The organism is Pseudomyxococcus flavus (genome assembly GCF_050038885.1).
Lineage (GTDB): Bacteria > Myxococcota > Myxococcia > Myxococcales > Myxococcaceae > Myxococcus > Myxococcus flavus.
In genome coordinates, this window is the sequence record NZ_CP143624.1 from 9,409,837 (window position 1) to 9,431,287 (window position 21,451).

General features: G+C 68.4%; 17 protein-coding genes and 2 tRNA genes. 3 read left to right on the forward strand and 16 right to left on the reverse strand.

Annotated elements, in window-relative coordinates:
- Positions 1-216: 216 nt before the first annotated feature.
- The 10 genes from VZL07_RS38750 to VZL07_RS38795 all read right to left on the reverse strand — a co-directional run bounded on the left by VZL07_RS38750 (position 217) and on the right by VZL07_RS38795 (position 14,268).
- Positions 217-2,556: a glycosyltransferase gene (locus VZL07_RS38750; protein ID WP_426753018.1), complete on the reverse strand. Its 2,340-nt coding sequence runs from the start codon at positions 2,554-2,556 to the stop codon at positions 217-219.
- On the reverse strand, positions 2,553-4,613 hold the full coding sequence (locus VZL07_RS38755; RefSeq protein WP_426753019.1) for a methyltransferase: 2,061 nt from the start codon (positions 4,611-4,613) through the stop codon (positions 2,553-2,555). Before VZL07_RS38755 ends, VZL07_RS38750 begins: the two co-directional genes overlap by 4 nt.
- A 62-nt stretch (positions 4,614-4,675) precedes the next feature.
- Positions 4,676-8,497 (reverse strand): glycosyltransferase, encoded by a 3,822-nt coding sequence (locus tag VZL07_RS38760; RefSeq protein ID WP_426753021.1) that lies wholly within the window; start codon positions 8,495-8,497, stop codon positions 4,676-4,678.
- 41 nt (positions 8,498-8,538) lie between these two features.
- Positions 8,539-9,852 carry an ABC transporter ATP-binding protein gene (locus VZL07_RS38765; protein WP_426753022.1) on the reverse strand — a complete coding sequence of 438 codons (1,314 nt, stop codon included), beginning with the start codon at positions 9,850-9,852 and terminating at the stop codon, positions 8,539-8,541.
- Positions 9,853-9,860: 8 nt separating this feature from the next.
- Positions 9,861-10,643 carry an ABC transporter permease gene (locus VZL07_RS38770; RefSeq protein ID WP_426753023.1) on the reverse strand — a complete coding sequence of 261 codons (783 nt, stop codon included), beginning with the start codon at positions 10,641-10,643 and terminating at the stop codon, positions 9,861-9,863.
- Positions 10,644-10,842: 199 nt separating this feature from the next.
- Positions 10,843-10,917: transfer RNA gene (locus VZL07_RS38775), tRNA-Gly, on the reverse strand.
- 50 nt (positions 10,918-10,967) lie between these two features.
- Positions 10,968-11,042: transfer RNA gene (locus tag VZL07_RS38780), tRNA-Gly, on the reverse strand.
- An 81-nt stretch (positions 11,043-11,123) separates the two neighbouring features.
- A complete protein-coding gene (gene pgsA, locus VZL07_RS38785; protein ID WP_426753024.1) occupies positions 11,124-11,813 on the reverse strand; it encodes a CDP-diacylglycerol--glycerol-3-phosphate 3-phosphatidyltransferase in 690 nt (229 codons plus the stop codon).
- Between the two features lie 12 nt (positions 11,814-11,825).
- Positions 11,826-13,625, reverse strand: a complete 1,800-nt coding sequence (locus tag VZL07_RS38790) for a tetratricopeptide repeat protein (RefSeq protein WP_426753025.1) — start codon at positions 13,623-13,625, stop codon at positions 11,826-11,828.
- Positions 13,582-14,268, reverse strand: coding sequence for a transglycosylase SLT domain-containing protein (locus tag VZL07_RS38795; RefSeq protein ID WP_426753026.1), 687 nt, complete (start codon positions 14,266-14,268; stop codon positions 13,582-13,584). The genes VZL07_RS38790 and VZL07_RS38795 overlap by 44 nt, the downstream gene beginning before the upstream one ends.
- An 87-nt stretch (positions 14,269-14,355) precedes the next feature.
- Here VZL07_RS38795 and nadB point away from each other — a divergent pair, with 87 nt between their 5' ends.
- From nadB to VZL07_RS38810, 3 genes are read left to right on the forward strand one after another with little or no spacing between them, the layout of a single operon-like run.
- Positions 14,356-15,945 carry an L-aspartate oxidase gene (nadB, locus tag VZL07_RS38800; RefSeq protein ID WP_426753027.1) on the forward strand — a complete coding sequence of 530 codons (1,590 nt, stop codon included), beginning with the start codon at positions 14,356-14,358 and terminating at the stop codon, positions 15,943-15,945.
- Positions 15,946-15,951: 6 nt separating this feature from the next.
- The gene (locus tag VZL07_RS38805; protein WP_426753029.1) at positions 15,952-16,683 is read left to right on the forward strand and encodes a rhomboid family intramembrane serine protease; all 732 of its coding nucleotides are present in this window, start codon (positions 15,952-15,954) and stop codon (positions 16,681-16,683) included.
- Position 16,684: 1 nt separating this feature from the next.
- Positions 16,685-17,278: a TIGR00730 family Rossman fold protein gene (locus VZL07_RS38810; protein ID WP_426753031.1), complete on the forward strand. Its 594-nt coding sequence runs from the start codon at positions 16,685-16,687 to the stop codon at positions 17,276-17,278.
- Between the two features lie 10 nt (positions 17,279-17,288).
- On the opposite strand, the gene VZL07_RS38815 is transcribed toward VZL07_RS38810, so the two are convergent.
- Genes VZL07_RS38815 through bacN form a run of 6 tightly spaced genes read right to left on the reverse strand, consistent with a single transcriptional unit; the run spans position 17,289 to position 21,442 of the window.
- Complete coding sequence (locus VZL07_RS38815; RefSeq protein WP_426753032.1) at positions 17,289-17,921, reverse strand: hypothetical protein; 633 nt, start codon at positions 17,919-17,921, stop codon at positions 17,289-17,291.
- Positions 17,918-18,484, reverse strand: a complete 567-nt coding sequence (gene pyrE, locus VZL07_RS38820; RefSeq protein ID WP_426753033.1) for an orotate phosphoribosyltransferase — start codon at positions 18,482-18,484, stop codon at positions 17,918-17,920. Before pyrE ends, VZL07_RS38815 begins: the two co-directional genes overlap by 4 nt.
- Before the next feature lie 3 nt (positions 18,485-18,487).
- Positions 18,488-19,972, reverse strand: a complete 1,485-nt coding sequence (locus VZL07_RS38825) for a ParB N-terminal domain-containing protein (protein ID WP_426757461.1) — start codon at positions 19,970-19,972, stop codon at positions 18,488-18,490.
- A 25-nt stretch (positions 19,973-19,997) separates the two neighbouring features.
- Positions 19,998-20,720, reverse strand: a complete 723-nt coding sequence (gene bacP, locus VZL07_RS38830) for a bactofilin BacP (protein WP_426753035.1) — start codon at positions 20,718-20,720, stop codon at positions 19,998-20,000.
- A gap of 3 nt (positions 20,721-20,723) precedes the next feature.
- Positions 20,724-21,047: a bactofilin family protein gene (locus VZL07_RS38835; RefSeq protein ID WP_002636698.1), complete on the reverse strand. Its 324-nt coding sequence runs from the start codon at positions 21,045-21,047 to the stop codon at positions 20,724-20,726.
- 53 nt (positions 21,048-21,100) lie between these two features.
- Positions 21,101-21,442, reverse strand: a complete 342-nt coding sequence (bacN, locus tag VZL07_RS38840) for a bactofilin BacN (RefSeq protein WP_426753036.1) — start codon at positions 21,440-21,442, stop codon at positions 21,101-21,103.
- Positions 21,443-21,451: the final 9 nt, after the last annotated feature.

Below are 21,451 nucleotides of genomic sequence, written 5' to 3' on the forward strand. Positions count from 1 at the left end.
ACTTGCCCCAGGATGGCCTTCACGTCGAGCGCCAGCCACGGGCCAACTGCTTGCCCCGTTTGGCCAGCCCGCGCATCCACCAGCGGACGTGCCCTATCAGCCCTTTGGTCTTCGCGTCCGCGCCCTCCGCCTGACGCACCCGGATGCGAGGGCATGCGGTGCCAACAGCCCAATCGCCCCGCATCACTCCTTCGGTCGCCCTGGATACACCGACGCTCAGGTCAGCCAACTGACGGACTGCTTGAGCGCGCGGTGAAGGACAGGCACCCGCTTGACGAGCATGTTCGCGTGGTCCACCAGGACGTAGCGAAGTGGAGGCATCTCCACTGGAGCCGCCCCCCCCATCTCCGCATTGGAGGGTTCGGGCCTGCCCACGACAGCCTGCTTGAGCAATGGGTGCACGAGGGGCAGCCGCTTCAAGGCCGCGTTCATGATGTCGACTACGTCATAACGCAGGGGACGCACGGCCCCGGTCAGTGCCTGCGCGGACTCCAGGGTACCAGATGCCGAGGAGGGCGACGTCGAGTGGGGGCTGAGCGCGCCATGGGGGTCGACCATGGCCTCTCGGGAGTGCGCGAGTAACGCGAAAAGCCGCGTCGACGGATGAGGTGGCACAGGCAGGCCTTCGAGCAGCCGCACCAGCCAGCGGAAGTGCTGGCGCTGATCTGGCCGCACCGGGAAGAGTTCCTGCCCACGTCGAGAGTAGAAGTGGACCTGGTTCGTCACCAGGAACCGGTGCCCCTCCTGCACAAGCCGCAAGAAGAAGTCCCAATTCGCATAGCCTGATAGAGCCTCGTTGTAGGGATTCTGCTCCAGGACGGCGCGGCGCAGGAAGAACGTCGGGGCGGAAATCTGATTGGCCGCCAGCGCATACGTCGGGCAGTCGCCCAGGTACGTCATGAACCCCTTGAACTGGCGGTTGGCCAGTTCCTCGCTGGAGTGGAAACAGCCCCCGGTAGGAACCACCCCCGCAAACTCAGGTCGCTCCTCAAGCGCGGACACTGCGTGCTGGATGAACTCAGGTGACAAACTGTCGTCCGACTCCAGGAACACAACATATTCGCCGTTCGCGGCGCGAAGGCCGAGATTGCGAGCCCCCGCGAACCCACGGTGAACCGGCGAGCGGACGACACGGAAACCCGGGCCTTCGGCCGAGGACCGCTCGAGGCGCTGCAATACCAACATGTCGAATGCGCTCGTGGACCCGTCGTCCACGATGACGACTTCCACTTCCGGGTACGTGCTGGCGGCGAGCCCTTGAAGTGCGATGGGCAAGAAGATGCCTTGGTCATGGTTGATGATGACCACGCTGACCAGCGGGGACCGCGAGGCTCGTGTTGGCGGTGCCGGCCGCACGAGGCGCTCCCAATAGGGGCGGTCCACGGTCCACCGAACGGGAGTCAGCGCCGGGCCTTCCAGCGCCTTGCGCATGGCCCCCACCAGTGAGTCCAAGCCACCGTCATACTTGTGGCAGTGGACCCCATCCACGAAAGGACTGTCAGCACCAAACGCAAGGCACGCCGAGTTGAGCACCAGCCGAGCGCCCGCGACGGAGGCCTCGTAGGCCGTCAGATTCAGCGACTCATAGCTAGAGGTGATGACCACCACGCCCGCGCGCATATAGGCTTCACGGTCGGGCCCCGGCTTGATGAAGACAAAGCGGTCTGTCAGATCCGAGGGGATGAGCCCCTTGACCTCGGCGAGAAAATCCGGGTCGAAGGCATGGCACGCCAGGATGGCCTTGCCCTGATACTCAGGCCACGTGCGCATCAACAGCACGGCCCCTCGAACGAACACGTCCGGCTGCTTGAAGTGCTGAATCTTGGTGACGAACACCAGGTTGCGCTGATTGGCGGGTACGTCCAACGGCAGGGGAGGCTCCGCTGGGGACTCCATGACCACCGGGGGAAACTCCACCCGCACCTTCCGCATCCACGCGTCATCGAAGCCGTAGAAGCGCCGGTTGAACTCGGCGATGCAGGGAAGATGGCCCACGACGAGATCGGCGTCGAGCAACGACTTCCGCTCGATTTCGAAGCGCCCAAGGTTCTCCACCTCAAGGGTGTTGGGCTCGTGGTGCATGATGGTGCCGTAGCTCGAGTGCAGTCGAACCGAGATGGTGGTCTGCCCGAAAGCCAGGCCCAGGTGCTTCTCCTGCAGCGCGGCGAAGGCCCAGCCGCGGAAATCCGCGAACTCGATGACGTCGAAGCGCAGTCCCTCCGCTTCTCGCGCTTTCAAGTAGCGCATCATCTCCAACGACTCACCATGCCAGCGCGAGTCCCTGAAGGCCCCTGTTGGCGGATAGAGGCCGTGGGCATCCGCGGTGGTCTGGCACGCCTCCCGGAAGTCGCACACATGAGCCTTCACCTGTCCCCCAAAGAAGAGCTCCACATGGGCCTTCTGCACGGAGACGGTGGGCGGGAACAGGAGATGGAACTCTACGTTCGCGCCGTGACGCAGCGAGTCCATGATGAGGTTGTGCGCGACGCGGCCGATCCCCCCCGGAGTAAAGGGGTAGAGCTCATCGGTCACCAAGCATACACGGGTCATGCTCATGGCTGTGCGAACTCGAGATAGTGGTTGATCGCGTGGGCACAGAGCGTCTGGGTATAGTCTTCCAGCATCTGCGCGTACTCCTCCGGCGAACGCTCCCGGAGACCGACGACCCGCTCCAGTGCCAAGCGAATTTGTCCGAGCGAGCCGGTGCCCATGACCTGAACCAACCGCTGAAAGGGATGTTCATCCAGTGCCCCCAGGGTCAGAGGCCCCGTCAGGCACGCCACACCGTGAGCAAGCCCCTCCAAGGCGGTCATCGGCTGGCACTCGGCGAGCGTCACATTGAGGACGACATCCGTCTCCCGGATGAGGTTGAACAACTCCGACCGGTTGAGCGGCCCCACGTTGATGACGGAAGCACGCAGGGGCAGCTCCGGGCGGGCCGTGAACGGACTGGTGACGAAGACACGCTCCATCCCCGGCAGTGAGGCGGCGACGAAGACGTTGGAATAGAAGTTCTTCCACCAGTTGTTGGGAGTGGGAACGAACGCGGCTCGCGTCAGCGGAGCGCGGTGACGTTGGTCCGCATGCGCGATACGCGGGGGAAGGTTGAGCAGAACCTTCTGGAATAGCAGCGGCGACATCAAGTGCATCTCAGGCTTGACACAAGCCAAGGCATCGAGGAGCCCCTGCTGCCGGAGCGCGAGCAGACGACTGAACGTCTCCAATTCGAAGTCGAAGTGGAACTGGGCCGTGGAGCCGTGCCAAACGCAGCACAGCTTCAGCGTGCTGCCGAAGACGCGGCGAAGCATGTGCATGACTTCCATGGCACTGGGCGAAAATCCCTGGAAGATGATGGACCGTGCGCCCAGTTTTTCGCATGTCTCGGCGATTCGCTGGTGGTCTGCGGCGGTCAATTGGCGGTTTGCGGTAATGCCAATTTTATGTCCCGGCGCATAGCCAGACGCAGCGCGAATGCCATACCATTCCTGGTGAAAGATATGCACCACTCGGGAGAGCCGCGGGTCACTTTGGGCCCACGTCGTATCCAGCGGAGCATCGACGACAACGGCTTCCGCCACCGTGTCTTGACCATAGCGCGGCGCCGGTGCTGCGACAGGCGACCGGGCACGTTCCACTGTCCCAGCGCGAAGGCGGACCAGTTCATCCGAAAGCGATAACAAGCGCTGCCGCCGCTCCGAGCGCTTCAGCTCGACGGCCAGGCGCTCCGTGAGTTCGGAAACCCGCATCCCCGTCAGGCCATCCCCAGCCCGGAGCACCTCGCCCGCGTGCTCCGTCCACGCCCGCAGCCGCGGCAGGGATTGAACGTGCAGAGACTCCAACGATACCTCCTGGCTCTCGTCCCGAGGCCGGTCGATGGAGTGGAGCTGGAAGAAGCGGCGTCGCCGTTCTGCGGACGCGTTGCGCTTGAAGACGTAGACATCATGCGTGGCCAGGAGACCACCGCCATGGTGCAGGTCCCATCCAGCGGGCGTCAGCTCGGCGTACGGGTGAAGCCAGCATCCCTGGTGCCAGGCGTTCTCCCAGACGCCGAATGGGACGAGCTGGTTTTCGACCAGACACAGTAATCCACCAGGGCGGACAAGCTTGCCCAGCGCATCCAGCAAGCCAGGCAGCCGCTCCGGGGGGTTGTGGATGAGAACGGACACGGTGAACACCACGTCGAACGTCCTGTCACCCACCGCAGCCAGGGCATCCGGTCCACAGAATAGCCGCTCCTCCAGCGGCTCAAGCCCCGCTGGCGGCGCGTGCCGCAGCGGCTCCATCATCGCCTCGGAGAAGTCGTAACCGTGGTAGCGGATGCCTTCGAGTGACGCCAGATAACCGGCGTGCCGCCCGAAGCCGCAACCAAACTCCAGAACCTCCAGCGGCCGCCCCAGGACACGCTGCTCGGCCTGCATCAACTTTGTGAGCAACGCCTCTTGCTGGCCATACCCGAGATTGCCCGCGTCCTGGCGGGTGCGAATCATCTCCCGGTAGGTGTAACCGCTCGTCGCCTTCCAATATTGACTGCTGGCCGCCTCTTCCGCCTGCGGCTCCGGTGGAGCGCTCGGCTCCGGCGACGACATGCTTTGAAGTTGGGTGTCATCCCGCATGGTGGAGATTCCTTCTGCCGCGGCCCACTGGGCCATTGTTCAACCGCCAGCCCTCCCCCTGCTCAGCCAACCTGCTCCAAGGATTTCGCCCGGTCAGCCAGTCTCGGCGCTGGGCGCCCCCCTGTGTTCAGCAAGCCCTCCATGACTCGGTCCACCTCGGCCTCCCACGTCGTCCGGCTGACCCGCTCCGCGGCATTCGCGCCGATGCGCTGCCGGAGCGCGCCATCTGCCACGGCATGACGAAGCCGGGCCAGTACGCCACTCGGGGTCGGCTCGGCAAGCAGGCAGTTGGTCCCCGGTTCAAGCAGCCATCGATTCGTGGGGTTGTCATTGGTCACGACTGTCACCCCGCAGGCCATCATCTCCAACGGCAGGTACGAGGGGTGCCGCGTGAACATGAAACACAGCCCGACGTCGCATTCACGGTACAGCGCGGCCGTGCGTTCCGCCGGTAACATTCCCAGATTGGTGACAAGCCCCCTGACGCCATATGCCTCGGGGTCCCACTCCGCGCCCGCGGCGAGCACCTCCACCGCCGGGCCCAGCTCCCGCTTGAGGCGCGTCAGCGCCGCGAGCCCCAGCTCGAAGCCGTTGCGCTCATTTCCCGGCCGTCCGTAGAAGAACACACGCACAGGCCCCTGGCGCGGTGGCCGACGGGCGTGGAACACCGTTTGATCCACGGCGGGCTCGAACCAGACGCCCTCCATGCCGTGGAGCCCCACGACGTGCTCGTAGAGCCCCGGGGTGTTGAAGATACCGTAGAAGCCCAGGCCATACGTCTGCTCGGCCAGCGCGGAGGGAGTGCCCGCAGCGTGGAACAAGGGCTCGTAGTCCTGAACGAAGTATCCACGGACGCCCGCGCGCGGGTGGTGCAATACGCGATAGGCGGAGGTCCACGCGGTGGCCAGCGCCAGATCGCAATTGGGCAGCTCCGCCACCTCCTCCGGCCTGCGCAGCACGCGGACCGCGCCCACCGCTCCCGGGCAGATGGACGCCACGCGCGCTTCGATGTCTCCCGGCCGTGCGTTCGGCTGGTCGTAGATGACGAAGTCGCTGCGCACGCCATGGCGGCGCTGCATCAGGTCCGCGAAGCGGAAAATGGTGTGGATGCCCGCGTAGACATGGCCAAAGGCGGGGACGAACCAGGTGGCCGTCTCCACCCTGCCCTTCGCTCGAAGTGCCGCCAGCGCGGCTGGCGCCGACTCGCGCGAGGCCTGGGCTTGCTCGGGCGTGAAGTCCCAGGCATCCAGGTGCTCGATGAGATGACGCTGAGCCCTCGCCCGCTGGTCGCTCCGGACATCGCGCGCGCTTGGCACGTCGCGGCCGAGCGTCCGTACCGCGAGCTGCTCGCCATCCTCGAGGTGGCGGCGCAAGCCACAATCGGTGGAGGTCAGCGTGAGGTTCGGGTTGTAGTAGGGGTCGCCCTTCGGCCCCAGCCAGGGTCGGTACGCCGCGTAGGACAGCCAGTAGTCCGCCTCGGGAATGGCGTCCGCGCGGCGGCTGGCGGACTCGTGGTGGATGAGCCGGGCGTGGGCCGTGCTGATGACGCGCAGACCCTTCGCATTCAGCCGCAGCCCCAGCTCCACGTCGCTGCCGCACACCTGGAAGCGCTCGTCGAAGCCCCCCACTTGCTCGAAGACGTCCCTGCGGAGGATGACACACGCGCTGGTGACGGCCAGCCAGTTGCGCGTCCATTCCGTATGGCCGAAGGGCGTGGCGATGGGGCCATCCGGCAGCCGCCAGAACGGGTGGCCCGCGAAGCCGGTCATCCCCAGCACCACGCCCGCGTGCTGCACGGTGCCCTCGGGGAAGAGCAGCTTGCAACCCACCGCGCCCACCTCGGGCCGCTGGGCCTGGGACACCAGCTCATCCAGCCAGCCTGGGTCCACGACCTCCATGTCGTTGTTGAGGAAGAGCAACAGCTCCCCGGTGGCCTGCTTCGCCGCCCAGTTGTTGATGGCCGGGTAGTTGAAGGGGTGGTTCCACTCCAGCTTCACCAGCCGCGGATCCACCCATTGCTCCAGCAGGGCGAACGTCTCCGGCCGCGTGCTGTTGTTGGAGACCAGCAGCACCTCGAAGTGGGGATAGCGTGTGTGCGCCAGCAGGCTGTCCACCAGGGTGCGCAACAGGTCCGGCCGGTCCTTGAAGGGAACGATGATGGAAACCTTCGGCGTGCCCCGCACCGGGTAGCGGACCCGGTACTGCCAGGGCGCGGGACTCGTCACCTCGGCCTCCTCGCCCTGGCGGGCCAGGTGCTCCGTCAGCGCCCGCCGGCCCGCGTCCGTGTCGCGTCCGGGGGCCTGACTGGCGCCAGACGTGGGATACACGCGCCCGTGGTACAGCGGCTCCGCCACGTGGCCGATGCGGGAGGTGACCTCGCTCAGCCGCAACAGCAGGTCATGGCCCTCGGCGCCGTCGAAACCCTCGCGCAGCCCCCCTACCTGCGCCAGAGTCGAGCGGCGAACGAGCAGGAAATGGCGGATGTAGTTCGCAGAGCGCAGCAGGTCAGGCGACCAGTCCGGCTTGAAGAAAGGCGCTGCGCGGCGGCCCTCTGCATCCAGGCAGTCCTCGTCGGTATAGAGGACCTCCAGGTCCGGCTGCTCCGCAAAGGCCAGCGCCACCTCGGCCAGCGCATGGGGTGCCAGCGTATCTCCAGCGTCGAGGAAGCCCACGAGCTCCCCTCGCGCCGCTGACAAGCCGGCATTGGTGGCCCGGGCGCGGCCGCCGTGGGAAGACAGGGTGATGACCCGGATGCGCGGTTCGTGGGCCGCCACTTCCCGGAGGACGTGCGCCACGTGCGGCGCCGTGCTGGCATCATCCACCAGCACCCATTCCCAGTCGGCATGGACCTGGGACGCCACCGAGGCAAGGCTTTCACGCAGGAACGCCTCGGGCGTGTCGTCGACCGGCGTGACGAGCGACACCAACGGCCGCTGCGGCAGCTTCGCCATGGCGGCGCGAGCCGTCTCGATGCGCACAGGCTCGCGCGCCGCGCACCATGAGGGGTAGTCCGCCAGCGAAGGCGGTTGCGGCGGCGCGGTCCGCGTCCCCAGCAGATTGGCGAGCGCGAGCACGGCTTCCGCGTTGAAGCGGGTCTGGCGGCGCAGCACCTCGCCCCACAAGGCCTGGGTGACACGCAGGGCGCCAGGAAGCTTACGCCCCGCCAGCGGCTCCCGCAGCGCATCCACGGTGGTCACCACGCGACGGGCCTCTGCCTCCCCGGGCGCCTGGAGCTTCGATGCAGCGCGGACGGCCTCCACCATGGCGAGGTTCCATCGCGCTTGTCCCTCCAGCACGGCCTCCAGCACGGGCCCCAACGTGAAGAGATAGCCCCGCTTGGCGAAGCCCACGAGCGTCCCCGCCACTCGCCCCCGGTGCGAGCCCACGGCCCAGCGGGTGGGAACCGCGAGCGGCTCCAACTGGGACACCGCCCAGTCAGTCAGGTCCTCGCGAAGGCCCAGCGCACGGTGGACGGTCAGGTGCTCCAGCACCCGCACCAGCGCGCGGTTGAACTGGCCCTGCGGCCGCAGCGTCTCGATGTGAAACGGCTCCAGCCCGTTGACGAAGGCGCGCTTGGCCGTCGTCACCAGCTTGCCACCACGCGCGCGGTGTGAAGGCGGCACGGCGAACGTCGCCGGGTCCGCCAGCCGTGCGGCCTCCTGGAGCGACGACAGGCCCTGGCCCCCGTCCGGAAGCGCGCGGTGGAGCTGCTCCGTCGCCAAACGCAGCGCACCTTCCAGGGCGCTGCGCTCGTCGCACTGCTCCGGAGGGCATGGCCGTCGCTCCTCCAGCACCTTCCGGAGGACGGCCACCATCTGCGCGAAGTCCCCCGGCCCGGGTGGCTCCACGGGCCCCTGGGACACTTCAGCCCACTTCTGCCACATGGCTCACCCTTCTCCGTGGCTACTGCCCCGCGCGCCGCCCCTCATCCCACCTCCACCCGCGGTGCCGTCCCCGGTGCGAATGCAACGCCCACCTGGGCTCCAGTGCTGGCCTCCACCAGCCACCGGTGTGGCGGCCGGAACACGCCCTCGTCCTCCGACGCGGAGACCACCCGGAACGCGCACCGCGCGGCCGAGCTCCCCTTCCCGGCGCGGGCCGTCACCACCAACGAATAGTCCCCCCCTAGCACGCCCAGCCGCTCGACGACGAAGCGCAGCACGCCATGCGAAGGCATCGGGGAGAGCACCACCGCCTCGCGGCGGGTGCTCGTCTCATAGAGCGCCCGGCCATCCGAGGCCTGGAGCCGGACCTCGAAGTCCACATCCTCGCAGCCCCCTTCCACCTCGAACTCCGCGTGGACCTCCACCCCCTGCTCCGGAGACAGGACGTCCACCGGCGCGCCGTGGGTGTCCATCAGCTGTACCCGGCGGATCCGCACCGGGCCCTCGGCGGGAAGCGTCACGGCGGGCACCTGGGGCAGCGCGCCGCCGCCCTCCGTGAGCGCTGGCGGCGTGAAGGCCACGGACTGGGCCTCCGCCAGGGAAATCGCCTCGCGGTACTCCGCGGCAATCTCCGACGGCTTGCCCACACGGCGGACGTACCCCCCGTCAATCCACGCCGCGAGGTCGCACCAGCGCTCCACGGTGCCCAGGTCGTGGGTCACCAGGACGATGGTCTTCCCCTGGCGCTTGAAGTCCATCATCTTGGCGAGGCTCTTCTTGCTGAAGTGCTCGTCCCCCACGGCGAGGATTTCATCGATGATGAGGATGTCCGGGTCCACGTGGGTGGCCACCGCGAACGCCAGGCGCATGTACATGCCGCTGGAGTAGGTGCGCACCGGCTCGTCGATGAACTCGCCCAACTCGCTGAAGGCGATGATCTCATCCATCCGCGCGCGGACCTCGGCGCGCGTCATCCCGAGGATGATGCCGTTGATGAGGATGTTCTCCCGACCGGAAAAGTCCGGGTGGAAGCCCGCGCCCAGGTCCAGCAACGCGGAGATGCGGCCGTTGATCTCCAGCGACCCGGAGGTAGGCGTGTAGATGCCGGTGATGAGCTTGAGCAGCGTGCTCTTCCCCGAACCGTTCCGCCCGATGACCCCCACCGTCTTCCCCTTGGGAATGGTGAGGTTGATGCCCCTCAGGGCGGTGATGAGCGACGCCTCGCGCGCCTCGCGCTTGCCGCGGAGCCAGCGCAGGAGCTCGGATTTGAATGTCGTGTACTCGCCCCGGATGGTCCGCTTCCGGAAGCTCTTCACGACGTCCTTCAGGATGATGGCATCCATGGATTCAGTCATGCCGACGCTCAGATGGACTCCGCGAACTCTTCGCGGCGGGCTTCGAAGATGGCCGAGGCGCCCCACAGCAGCACCACGGAAACGGCCGCCAACGCCATCAGCGGCCCCGCATCCGGAAGACGGTGCTCGTAGAAGATGGCCTGGTACGACGTCATGAAGCCGACCATCGGGTTCAGTGCCAGCATCAGCGTGCGGACCTGCTCGTCCTGGATGGTGGTGAACGGATAGAGCACGGGCGAGGCGAAGAACCACAACGTCAACAGGTTGCCCACGATGTGCTGAAGGTCGCGGAACGTCACGTTGATGGCGGCCAGGATGTACGCCAACGCCAGCGTGAAGGTGAGCTGGATGAGCACCACCACCGGGAACGCGACGACGTGCCAGGTGGGCCACTGTCCATAGGCCATTCCCAGCACCAGCATCAGCGGCAGCGAGAGCACGAAGTTGCAGAGGTTCGTCACCACGACCGTCGTCGGAAGCACCTGGGCCGGGAAGCGGACCTTGGTCAGCAGATCACGCCGGTCGCTGATGGCGCTGGCCCCACTCGCCAATGAAGTGGAAAACCAGATCCAAGGCAACAGCCCCGTGAACATGAAGAACGGGAAGTTGGGGATATTCTGCCGCATCACCACCGTGAACAGCAGCACGTACACCAGCATGTGGAGCGTGGGGTTGAGGAACGTCCACAAGAACCCCAGGAACGAGCCGCGATACCGCGCCTTCAGCTCCCGCTGGACGAGGCTGATGAGCAAGCCCCGGTACTGATACAGTTCACGGACGAGGCGAATCATGAGGGGGCTTCTATCGCAGGGCCTCTGTCGTTGCGAGGACGCCTGGCGCCCCGGCCCTACTCTGGCAGCGAGCTCGGGCCTGGCCGCTCTCTCGACGAGCAGCCACGCAGCCGAGGCGTTGTCCGGCCCTCATGCCGGCGTCCGAGACAACCGACGCCGGTAAAACAAAAGGCCCCCTGGTTTCCCAGAGGGCCTCATTTGGAGCGGGAAAAGGGATTTGAACCCTCGACCCTCGCCTTGGCAAGGCGATGCTCTACCGCTGAGCTATTCCCGCGCAGGCCCTGCAAACTAGAAGGCCCCCTGGTTTCCCAGAGGGCCTGATTTTGGAGCGGGAAAAGGGATTTGAACCCTCGACCCTCGCCTTGGCAAGGCGATGCTCTACCGCTGAGCTATTCCCGCATCAGGTACCGCACTTCCGTCACCGCCGTGTGACCGCCGGGCCGGAAGTGAGGTGGGGTATACAGAGCCCTTCCGGACCCGTCAAACACTTTTCGCGGGGGCCGGCTCGCCCCCTCTCTTCGCGAGCATGGCCAGAAATGCCCGGAAGTAAACCACCGCGCTCCACACGGAGAAGGCCCCGGACAGGTAGACGAGCACCTGACCCACGAGGTTGTAGTCCACCGGCACCGAGAAGCTGCCCAGCTCGAGCGGATGCACGTAGTGGACGCAGAGTGAAATGATGCCCACCAGCTGGAGGGACGTCTTCCACTTCCCCTCCTGGCCGGCGGCGATGACCATGCCCTCGCTGGCGGCGATGGTGCGCAGGCCGCTGACGATGAGCTCCCGGGCCAGCAGCACGATGACGACCCAGGCGGCGATGCGCCCCAGCCGGACCATCATCACCAGGGCCGCCATGGCGATGAGCTTGTCCGCCAGCGGGTCCATGAACTTGCCGACCACGGTGATGAGGTTCCACTTGCGCGCCAGGTAGCCATCAATCACGTCGGTGATGGCGGCCACCGCGAACACGAGCCCCGCAAGCAGCGAGTTGAGGGGGTCCGCGTCGTACGTCAGCCACACGAAGAGCGGAATGATGAGGATGCGCCCCAGCGTGAGCATGTTGGGCAGGTTCCAGAACTCCTGCACCAGCACGCTGGGTTTGCGCGCCGCGCGCTTCCGGGCGCGCTCCTCTCGCTTCCGCTGTTTCCGCGCCGCTCGGTCCATGGCCATGGCGGGCCCCTTCTATCGGACAGCGAGGGCGATGAGGGCAAAACCTTCACCGCTCAGCTCCACCCCGGCCCGGAGCGTCTCCCCCGTGGGGGACTTGAGCAGTGGAACCATGCGCGGCGTGAGATTGCCCTGCCAGCCCACCAGGTGGGGCAGCGGCACCGTCACCGGGTGCTCCTGGCGTACCGCCACCGAGCGCAGCGGCCCCGGCAGGCTCAACAGGACCCGCCCCTGCCCCCGCAGGTGCACCAGGTCGAGGTCCGGCGCGATGTCCGACGGCACCCGGCCGTTCTCGAACATGACGGGCTCCTCGAAGGCGAAGACGCACTCGTCGCGGAAATAGGCGGACTCCTCGCCCAGGTCCACCGCCAGGAAGGCCCGGGACGGGGCCGGAGCCAGGTAGAGCACCCCGCTCCCCTTGGCGCGCACCATCCGCGCCGCCCCCTCCCCGAACGACTTGTCCGTGGCACGGCCCCGGAAGCGCTTCATCTCCGGCGTGAAGGTGAGCTGCCCGCCCAGCGCCACCAGTCCATCCAGGCGCGTGAGCAGCTCCCCCTCCACCGCCAGGGCGAAGCAGTCCGGGCTCGAGCGGAAGGGCCGCGATGCATCCGCCCCTGCCAGGACGGCCGACGCGGCGAGCTCGGCGAGCGACGCCACCGCGGTGCCCTGCCCCGGGGCGGATGCAGCGAGCGACGTCGCGGAACCCTGCGTCGACGTGGATGCTCCGAGCGCCGCCGCGGCTTCCGACGTCGGCGCGGAGGGCCCCAGCGCCGCAGCCGGAGTGGCTGGGCCGAGCGTCCCCGCTCCCCCGCGCTCCAAGCCGGACGTCCCCACGGCCCCGTCTCGCGGCGAGGTCGGAGAACCACGCGGCGCCGGAGCCTCTCTGGCCGGAGTGGCTGCGCCATGCGGTGCCCCTTCCGGCGCGGCGTGTGCCTCCGCGGCGTCCCGAGCCACGGGAGCGGCGGGTGCGTTGAGCGAATCCGCGGGCACCCGCCGGAGCTGCAGCTTCGTCACGGGCACGGGCGTCAGGGAGGTGCTCGCGGCCACGGCCGCGGAGGTCTCGTCGAAGGCCGACTCTGGGGGCGGCTCCTGGTCGCCCCTGTCGGCGGCTCCGGCCGTCGATGCCGCTGGCCCGGCGTCCGTCAGCGCGCTGGGCCCCTCGTCCTCGGCGAAACGGATCTCCTCTTCTTCAGGCTCGGCCGCGGCAGCCACCGGCGCGGGCGGAGTGGGACGCGGGCTCTCGACAGCGCCGCCACGTGGGACGCTCCCCTCCGCGGCGGGGCGCCCCCTGGCCGGCGCGGGCGCGGCGGGCGCGGGCTTCGCATAGGCCTCCCCCGCGATGGCGCGCGACATCTTCTCCGCCATCACCTCGCTGCCCGCGAGCAGGAAGTGCTCACGCGCGCGTCCGTACTCGCCCATCTGCGCCAGCGCGAGCCCCAGGTAGTTCTGGGCCTTCTGGTGCTCGGGGGCCAGGTCGGTGGCGGTCTCGAACTCGCGGGCGGCCCGCTGGAGCGCGTTCGTCTTCAGGTACACCAGCCCCAGGTTGACCCGAAGTGTCGGGTCCACCGGGTTGTCGCGCACCAGCATTTCGTACAGCTCGGCCGCCCGGTCGAACTGGCCGAGCTTGAAGTAGCAGAGGCCCAGCAGGTTCTGGGCCTTCTCCATGCGGGGCTGGAGCTGGTGGGCACGCTCCAGGAATGGCTGAGCCTCGTGGACCCGGCCTGCGGCCAACAGCTCACCACCGCGGGAGAGCTGCTGGAGGAACTCATCATCAGCGGGGCTCGTCTCCCCCCGCCCCTTCGCGCGCGTCGTCATTCTGGGATGTGGGCTCGCTGGGGCCGCTCGCGACGGCCGCCTCGCGCTCCTTGTAGTGGTAGTAGAGCTTGAGCACCTTGCGCACGTACCCCTGCGTCTCCTCGTAGGGGGGGACCTTGCCGCCGTAGCGCTTCACCGCCTCGGGCCCCGCGTTGTACGCGGCAATCATCTTCACCATGTCGCCGTCGAACATGTTGGCGAGCACACGCAGGTAGCGCACCCCGCCCTCGATGTTGTCGCGCTCGTCGAAGATGTCCTTCACGTACATCTCCGACGCCGTGGCCGGCATGAGCTGCATCAGCCCGCTGGCGCCCTTGTGGCTGAGCGCGTTCGGGTTGAAGTTGCTCTCGGTGTGCATGATGGCCCGCACCAGCGCCGGTGGGATGCGATAGCGCAGCGCCGCGGCGGTGATGTGCGGGTCCAGCTCCGGCGGTGTCCGCTTGCGGCCCACCACCGGCGTGTTCTTCGCGGGCGCCTTGGTGAACGTGCCCTTCAGCGTCTTCGCCCGCTTGCCGCGGCTGGGCTGCACGTTCGTGTAGACGATGGTGCCGTCCTTCTCGACGTACCGGTAGATGGCGTCCGCCCCCGCCGAAAGGGGCAGGGTCAGCAGCGCGGTGGCAAGGAACGCGGAGGGTGCACGCATATCGGCCCACGAACCTTAGACACCCGCGGGAAAGTCCTCAAGAAAACGCCTTGTTTCCAGCACTTACAGTCGCTAAGGCTGCTCACCATGCCCCATCGGTTCGATTTCCTGGTCCTGGGAGGCGGCGTGGCGGGCCTCTCGTTCGCCCTCCAGGCGGCCCGCCATGGCACGGTGGCCATCCTCACCAAGCGCGACCGTTTCGAGAGCAACACCGCCTACGCCCAGGGAGGCATCGCCAGCGTGCTGGCGCCCACGGACTCGTTCGAGGCGCACATCGAGGACACGCTGGTCGCAGGTGCGGGGCTGTGCCACCGCGACGCGGTGGAAGTCACGGTGAAGGAAGGTCCGGCCCGCGTGCAGGAGCTGGTCGGCCTGGGAGCGGACTTCAACCGCCACATCACCGGCGAGTTCGACCTGACCCGCGAGGGGGGCCACTCCGCGCGCCGCATCATCCACTCGGGGGACATCACCGGTCGCGAGGTGCAGCGGGCCCTGCTCGCCGCCTGCGACGAGGCGCCCAACATCACCTTCTTCCAGCACACGGCCGCCATCGACTTCATCCTGGACCGGAAGCTGCCCTCCCCCGGCGTCAGCCGCTGCCTGGGCGTCTATGCGCTGCTGGAGTCCGGCGTCATCGAGCGCTTCCTGGCCAAGGTGACGGTGCTGGCCACGGGCGGCGCGGGCAAGGTGTACCTGTACACGTCCAACCCGGACGTGGCCACCGGCGACGGTGTGGCCATGGCGTACCGGGCGGGCGCCAAGGTGGCGAACATGGAGTTCTACCAGTTCCACCCCACCTGCCTGTACCACCCCGAGGCCAAGAGCTTCCTCATCAGCGAGGCGCTGCGCGGCGAGGGCGGCAAGCTGAAGCTCAAGAGCGGCGCGTCCTTCATGGAGCGCTACCACCCCATGGCCGAGCTCGCCCCACGCGACGTGGTGGCGCGCGCCATCGACGCGGAGATGAAGCGCACGGGTGACGACTGCGTCTACCTGGACATGACGCACCTGGGCCGCGCCTTCCTCGCCGAGCGCTTCCCCAACATCTACGCCACCTGCAAGGCCTTCAACATCGACATGGCGGTGCAGCCCATCCCCGTCGTCCCCGCGGCGCACTACATGTGCGGCGGCGTGGTGACGGACCTGGAGGGGCGCACCAACGTGCCGGGCCTGTACGCCATTGGCGAAGTCACCTGCACTGGTCTGCATGGCGCCAACCGGCTCGCGTCCAACTCGCTGCTGGAGGGGCTGGTGTTCGGCCACCGGGCCGTCCAGGTGGCCGCCGAGGAGGTGCGCGCCCAGCCCGTCCCGGCCGAGGACCCGCCGGCGTGGGACCCGGGCAGCGCGGTGGAGTCCGACGAGAGCGTCGTCGTCACCCACAACTGGGACGAGATTCGCCGCCTCATGTGGAACTACGTGGGCATCGTCCGCACCGACAAGCGGCTGATGCGCGCGCGCCGGCGGCTGGAGCTGCTGCGCGAGGAGATTCGCGACTACTACTGGCGCTTCAAGGTGACCCGCGACGTCATCGAGCTGCGCAACATCGCCGACGTGGCCTACCTCATCGTCGACTGCGCCAGCCGCCGCAAGGAGAGCCGCGGCCTGCACTACACGCTGGACTACCCTCACACGGACGACCACCGCTGGCTGCGGGACACCGTCGTCTCCCGGGAGCCCTGAGCGCCCATGTCCTCGCGCCCGCGCCGCATTCTCGACGCTCCCCCCTCCGGCCCCGGCGGTGAAGGCCCCGGTCCGCAGCAGCCCGTCCAGGGCCCGCCGCTTCCCCGCCCCTGGGTGTGCTACGCCATCATCGCCGGCGCGGTGGGCATGTTCCTGGCAGAGCAGTTCCTGCCCCTCTCCCAGCTCGTCCAGAGCCCCCATGGGACAATGCGGATTCCGCCCCTGGGCCTGTACGGCCCCGCCGTCCAGTCGGGCCAGTACTGGCGGCTGCTGGGCGCGGTGCTGGAGCACGGCGGCCCCATCCACCTGCTCTTCAACATGTCGGTGGTGGTGACGCTGGGCTTCACGCTGGAGCGGGGCATCGGCAGCTTGCGCTTCCTTGGCCTGTCGCTCGTCACGGCCCTGGGGGCGTCTGCCTTCTCGCTGATTTTCGACTTCGACGTGCCCACCGTGGGCGCGTCCGGCATGATTCTCGGGTGGGCGGGAGCCATGCTGCCCGTCGCCACGCGCGAGGGCCGCCGCGACTTGTTCATCTGGCTGGCGCAGGTCGCCGTCCTCAGCCTGCTGCCCTTCGTGAGCTGGGCGGGACACCTGGGCGGGTTCCTCTTCGGCCTGCCGTGCGGCCTGGCCCTGCGCCTGGGGCGTCAGGTGTACGCACGGGCCCTCCCCATCATCCTCTTTCTCACGCTGGTGGTGGCGCTCTACGCGGCCCACCCTGAACGGCGTGGAGGCCTGTGACATGGAAGTGCGAAGCGTCTGCGTGTTCTGCGGCTCCCGGCCCGGCGCACGCCCTGAATACATGGAGGCCGCCACGCGCATGGGCGCCGAGCTGGCGCGGCGCGGACTGACGCTCGTCTACGGCGGCGCCAGCGTGGGCCTCATGGGCGCGGTGGCTGACGGCGCGCTGGCCGCTGGAGGCCAGGTGGTGGGCGTGCTGCCCGGCTTCCTTGGCGCCAAGGAGCTGGCGCACCGGGGCCTCACCGAGCTGCACTCGGTGGGCTCCATGCATGAGCGCAAGGCGCTGATGGCGGAGCGCTCCGACGCCTTCATTGCCCTGCCCGGCGGCTTCGGCACGCTGGATGAGCTCTTCGAAATCGTGACCTGGGCCCAGCTCGGCTTGCACCGCAAGCCCATGGGCCTACTGGACACGCGCGGCTTCTTCCAACCCCTGCTGGCCATGGCGCGACACCATGCGGAGGAAGGCTTCGTGCCCGTGGAGCAGGCCGTGCCCTTCGCCGTGAGCGACGCGCCCGCGGAACTCGTGGACCGCCTGCTGGCGGGCCCGACGATGCCGCCCGCCGAGAAGTGGCTGAAGCGCACCGGCCAGACGTGAGGTGCGCGCGCTACTGCGCGTTCACCGTCATCTCCGCCTGGCCCAGGGTCGACGCCATGCGGAACGTCACCTTCTCGGTGCCGGGAGGGATGACGGGCCGCCCGTCGGACATCTGCATGGGGAACTGCACCTCCCAGCCCACCCAGAAAATCGACGTGTAGGGGTAGTACGCCCGCGTCTGGAGGTTCACCCGGCCCAGCCTCCGGATGCGCGACGGCGTCACCTCACCGGCGGGCGTCACCAGCGCCAGGCGCCAGATGGAGTGCTTGTAGTCGAAGTCCGCGTAGGAGGAGTCGTTGAAGTGCACGCCCAGGAAGAACTCGTGGGACTGCGTGGCCTTCGCACGCTCCTCCGCGAGCATCTGCTCCACCTTCGGCGCCGGCAGCTGCTGGAACGCCGCCTGGCGATGCACGCGCGCCTCACGGAAGGCCACCGTCTGGAGCGTCACGGCCGCGAACACGCGCGTGTCGAAGCCGTCGTAGATTTCGTGACGGCCGCTGTAGCGCGCCAGGATCTTCCGGTAGGAGTGCTCGGCGTGCTCGTCCGGGAGCGACGGCGGCGGGTCCGAGATGGCGGTCGGCGGCGTGGTGACACACCCCGCCAGCAGCCCCAGCAGGGCCGCGGTGACGAAACGACGCTTCACGGAATGAAGTCCTTGCGGGTGAACAGCGTGTGCAGCCGGTGGCCCGCGGCCTCCACCGCTTCACGTCCACCCTCCAACCGGTCCACCAGCGCGAAGGCGCCCAGCACCTTCAGGCCTTCCAGCTGCGCGCGCTCGATGGCCTTGAGCGTGGAGGCGCCCGTCGTCACCACGTCCTCCACGATGGCCACCGCGGCGCCCTGCCCCAGGCCACTCAGACCTTCAATCCACTGGCCAGTGCCGTGACCCTTGGGCTCCTTGCGCACGATGAAGGCGGCCAGGGGGGTGCCGGAGAGATAGCCCGTGAGGCTCACCGCGGACGCGAGAGGGTCCGCGCCCAGCGTGAGGCCGCCCACGCCCACGGCCTCGGGGGCCTCGCGGCGGATGGCCTCCAGGAACAGCCGGCCAATGAGGAAGTGGCCCTCGGCCAGCAGCGCCGTGCGCTTGCAGTCGATGTAGAAGTCCGACTCCTTGCCGGACGAGAGCACCACACGGCGCCGCTCGAAGGAGCGCTCCGTGAGCAGCTCCAGCAGCCGGGCGCGGTCACGCGCGAGCGGTTCCACCATGGCTTACAGCCCCTCCAGGTAGGTGACGAGCTCCGACGAGTACCGCAGCTGCATCAGGAGCTCCGCCTTGCGGGACTCGTCCAGCGCGGCGAACACGTCCGCCAGCAGCGAGAGGTCCTGGTTGATGGCCCCGAGCCGCTGCGCCACCTCCTGCGCCAGCTCGTCCGCATCAATCTCTTCCTCGACGCCTTCGGGCGCCAGGGTGTCCTCGGTCGCCAGCGCCTTCTCGAGCATGTCGCGGACGGCAGCGCTCAACCGGCCCTGCGCCTCCAGCTCGTCACGCTTGGCCTCGAGCACCTCCGGCCCCACGGGCGTGGCGTGAATCGCCTCCGCCAGTGACATCACCAGGGCGTCCTCGTCCGTGAGTCGCAGATGGATGCGCGCCTGCACCGCGTCCCGCTTGAGGAAGCGCAGCGCCGCCACGCGCCGGAAGCCGCAGACCAGCTGGTAGCGGTCCTCCCCCGCCGGGCGGACGTCCACTGGGAACAACTGCCCCAGCCGCGCGATGTCCGTGGCCAGCCCCGACACATCGCCCTCCGGCCGGAGCCGGAACGCGGTGTCGTCCTGGAGCTTCTCCAGCGGCAGCAGCACCGTGGTCACCCGGCCCGCCAGGCGCTCCTCGGGCGCGGCGAGCACGTCCGCCGGGGCTTCCTCGTCGTCGGGCGTGTCCTCCGCGGCGGCGCCTTCCTTGCCGGCCTCCGGCTCGCCCGTCCAGAACGTGCCTTGGGGCGGCGTCTCCAGGCCTGGCGCCGACGCCCTGGCCGCCGCTCCCGCGTCGGCCTCGGGCCCCGTGGCGTCGCGCTCACCCTCCGCGCGAGCTCCGCCACCCTCGGATTCGCTACCACCCTGCCCATGGGACTCACTCACGGCCTGGTGCTCGCCCTGCGCATGAGACTCACCCTTGGCGTGTGGCTCCCCCTGGCCCGGAGCATCCCCCGCGGCCGGAAGTCCACCCTCCTTCGAACCTGTCTGTGTCTGCGCATCGCCGGAGGCAGAGACCTCGGAGGTCTGCGCATCCCGGTTGCCACTGCTGGCTTCGGACGCGCCTTCCGGCCGGGGCGCTGCGTCCGAAGCCAAGGCATCGTCGCGGCGCTCGCCAAAGCCCGAGGGCGCTTCATCTCCACCCGGGCCCTGCGAGCCCTGGGCAGACGAGCCCTCCGGCCCCTGGGCCTGCTGGTTAGCAGCAGCTCCGGAAGCCTCCTCGCCCTCCGAGGCGCCCTGGACAGACGACGTGCCCTCCGCGCCCTGGCCCTCCTGGCCGGCAGCAGCCCCGTGGGCCTCCGTACCTGAAGAGGCGTCCTGGGCAGGCGCTACCGCGGATCCGTCGCCGTGGCTCCCCTCTCCTGAAGGAGCCTGGACACCGTCCTGTCCGGACGACGCCTGCGAGCCACCCTCGGGCCCAGCACCCGCCGTCCCATCCTGTCCATCAACCCTGTGCTCGGCGTCCATGGTGGCACCCCTGATATGCCCACGCACCCGCACCGCCAGCGACTGACGGCGCGGGCAGCGCGCGCTAGCGGGTCTTCTTCTTCACCACGACCTTCTTCTTCGCGCCAGCACCCACCAGGACTGGCGTTGGCGGCTCAGCGGCGCCCGCCTGGTCAGCCGGCGGCTCCGGTCGCTCGACGCGCGTCGGCGGAGGCGGCGGCAGCGGCTTGCTTCCCAGGCCACCCAACCCCGGACGGGTGATGGGCGCCGAGGGGCGCGTCACCGCGGGAGGCGCCGAGGGGCGCGCGGGCGGGGGCGGAGGCGTCGGACGCGCCGGTGGAGGCGGCGGCGTCGGGCGCGCGGTCGGAAGGGCCGGACGCGTCGGGGTCGCCGTGGGACGGCTCACCGCCGTGGGACGGACCACCGCGGGGCGCTCGGCCGGCAGACGGCCCGGCTCCACATCGCCCATGTCCACGCGGCCGCGGAAGCTGGCGCCGTCCACGATGATGACGCGCGGGGCGCGGATGTCGCCCACCATGCGGCCCTCGCGGGTGAGCTCCACGCTCTCGGTGGCGTTGATGTTGCCCACCACCACGCCACTGACGATGGCGTTCTTCACCGCCACGTTGGCCTTCACCACGCCCGAGGGCTCCACGATGAGGGTGCGGCTGAGCGTCAGCTCACCCTCGACGCGCCCACGGACCGTGAGGTCCTCGTCGCCCGTCAACCGACCGCTGATGAGGATGGAAGGCCCCACCACGGTGTTGTCGACGGCGTTGCTGCCTGAGAGCTCCTTCGCGGTGGCCACGAATCAGCGCTCCTTCATGTCCATGTCGACGTTGCCCTTGAAGGAGGCACCGTCGGCGATGAGGATTCGGGGCGCCTTGATGTCGCCCACCACGCGGCAGTCCGTCTTCAGCTCCACCTTGTCGCTGGCGACGATGTTGCCCGTGACGCGGCCGGCGATCTCCACGTTCTGCGTCTCGATGTCCGCCTCGACGACGCCGCTGCCCTCCACATAGAGGCTTTCCTTGAGGGAAATCTTCCCCTTCACGGTGCCCTGGATGACCAGGTCCTCGTCGCCGGAGATCTCCCCGTCGATGACAATGCTCGAGCCAATGACCGTATTCGCCATGAGTGTTGTCCGCCTCTAGAAAGGTGTGTGCCGTGTCGTGCGCGGCGTGAAGCTCAAATGTCGTCGGGAAGCCGTACGTCCATTTCGATGGAGCCGTTGAACACAGCGCCGTCCTCGATGATGACGCGCGGCGCCTTGATGTCGCCGGCCACCTTGGCCGAGGCGTTGATGGCCACCCGCGACGAGGCGTCGATGTTGCCGCTGGCCTCGCCGTTGATGGTCAATTCCTCGGCGCGGATGTCCGCCTGCACCTTGCCGGTGCCCTCGATGGTGAGGTGGTTCTTCAGGGCAATCTGCCCTTCCACCCGTCCCTCGATCACCAGGTCCCCACCTCCCGTGAGGTTGCCCTTGATGACGATGCCCTTGCCGATGATGCCCGTTTCACCCGTTGCCATGCGGTGACC

What these genes read in the sequence shown, in the direction of transcription:
- VZL07_RS38750 (WP_426753018.1), bottom strand. Translation starts at nt 2,556, where the DNA reads ATGAGCATGACCCGTGTATGCTTGGTGACCGATGAGCTCTACCCCTTT.
- VZL07_RS38755 (WP_426753019.1), bottom strand. Translation starts at nt 4,613, where the DNA reads ATGCGGGATGACACCCAACTTCAAAGCATGTCGTCGCCGGAGCCGAGC.
- VZL07_RS38760 (WP_426753021.1), bottom strand. Translation starts at nt 8,497, where the DNA reads ATGTGGCAGAAGTGGGCTGAAGTGTCCCAGGGGCCCGTGGAGCCACCC.
- VZL07_RS38765 (WP_426753022.1), bottom strand. Translation starts at nt 9,852, where the DNA reads ATGACTGAATCCATGGATGCCATCATCCTGAAGGACGTCGTGAAGAGC.
- VZL07_RS38770 (WP_426753023.1), bottom strand. Translation starts at nt 10,643, where the DNA reads ATGATTCGCCTCGTCCGTGAACTGTATCAGTACCGGGGCTTGCTCATC.
- pgsA (WP_426753024.1), bottom strand. Translation starts at nt 11,813, where the DNA reads ATGGCCATGGACCGAGCGGCGCGGAAACAGCGGAAGCGAGAGGAGCGC.
- VZL07_RS38790 (WP_426753025.1), bottom strand. Translation starts at nt 13,625, where the DNA reads ATGACGACGCGCGCGAAGGGGCGGGGGGAGACGAGCCCCGCTGATGAT.
- VZL07_RS38795 (WP_426753026.1), bottom strand. Translation starts at nt 14,268, where the DNA reads ATGCGTGCACCCTCCGCGTTCCTTGCCACCGCGCTGCTGACCCTGCCC.
- nadB (WP_426753027.1), top strand. Translation starts at nt 14,356, where the DNA reads ATGCCCCATCGGTTCGATTTCCTGGTCCTGGGAGGCGGCGTGGCGGGC.
- VZL07_RS38805 (WP_426753029.1), top strand. Translation starts at nt 15,952, where the DNA reads ATGTCCTCGCGCCCGCGCCGCATTCTCGACGCTCCCCCCTCCGGCCCC.
- VZL07_RS38810 (WP_426753031.1), top strand. Translation starts at nt 16,685, where the DNA reads ATGGAAGTGCGAAGCGTCTGCGTGTTCTGCGGCTCCCGGCCCGGCGCA.
- pyrE (WP_426753033.1), bottom strand. Translation starts at nt 18,484, where the DNA reads ATGGTGGAACCGCTCGCGCGTGACCGCGCCCGGCTGCTGGAGCTGCTC.
- VZL07_RS38835 (WP_002636698.1), bottom strand. Translation starts at nt 21,047, where the DNA reads ATGGCGAATACGGTCATTGGCTCGAGCATTGTCATCGACGGGGAGATC.
- bacN (WP_426753036.1), bottom strand. Translation starts at nt 21,442, where the DNA reads ATGGCAACGGGTGAAACGGGCATCATCGGCAAGGGCATCGTCATCAAG.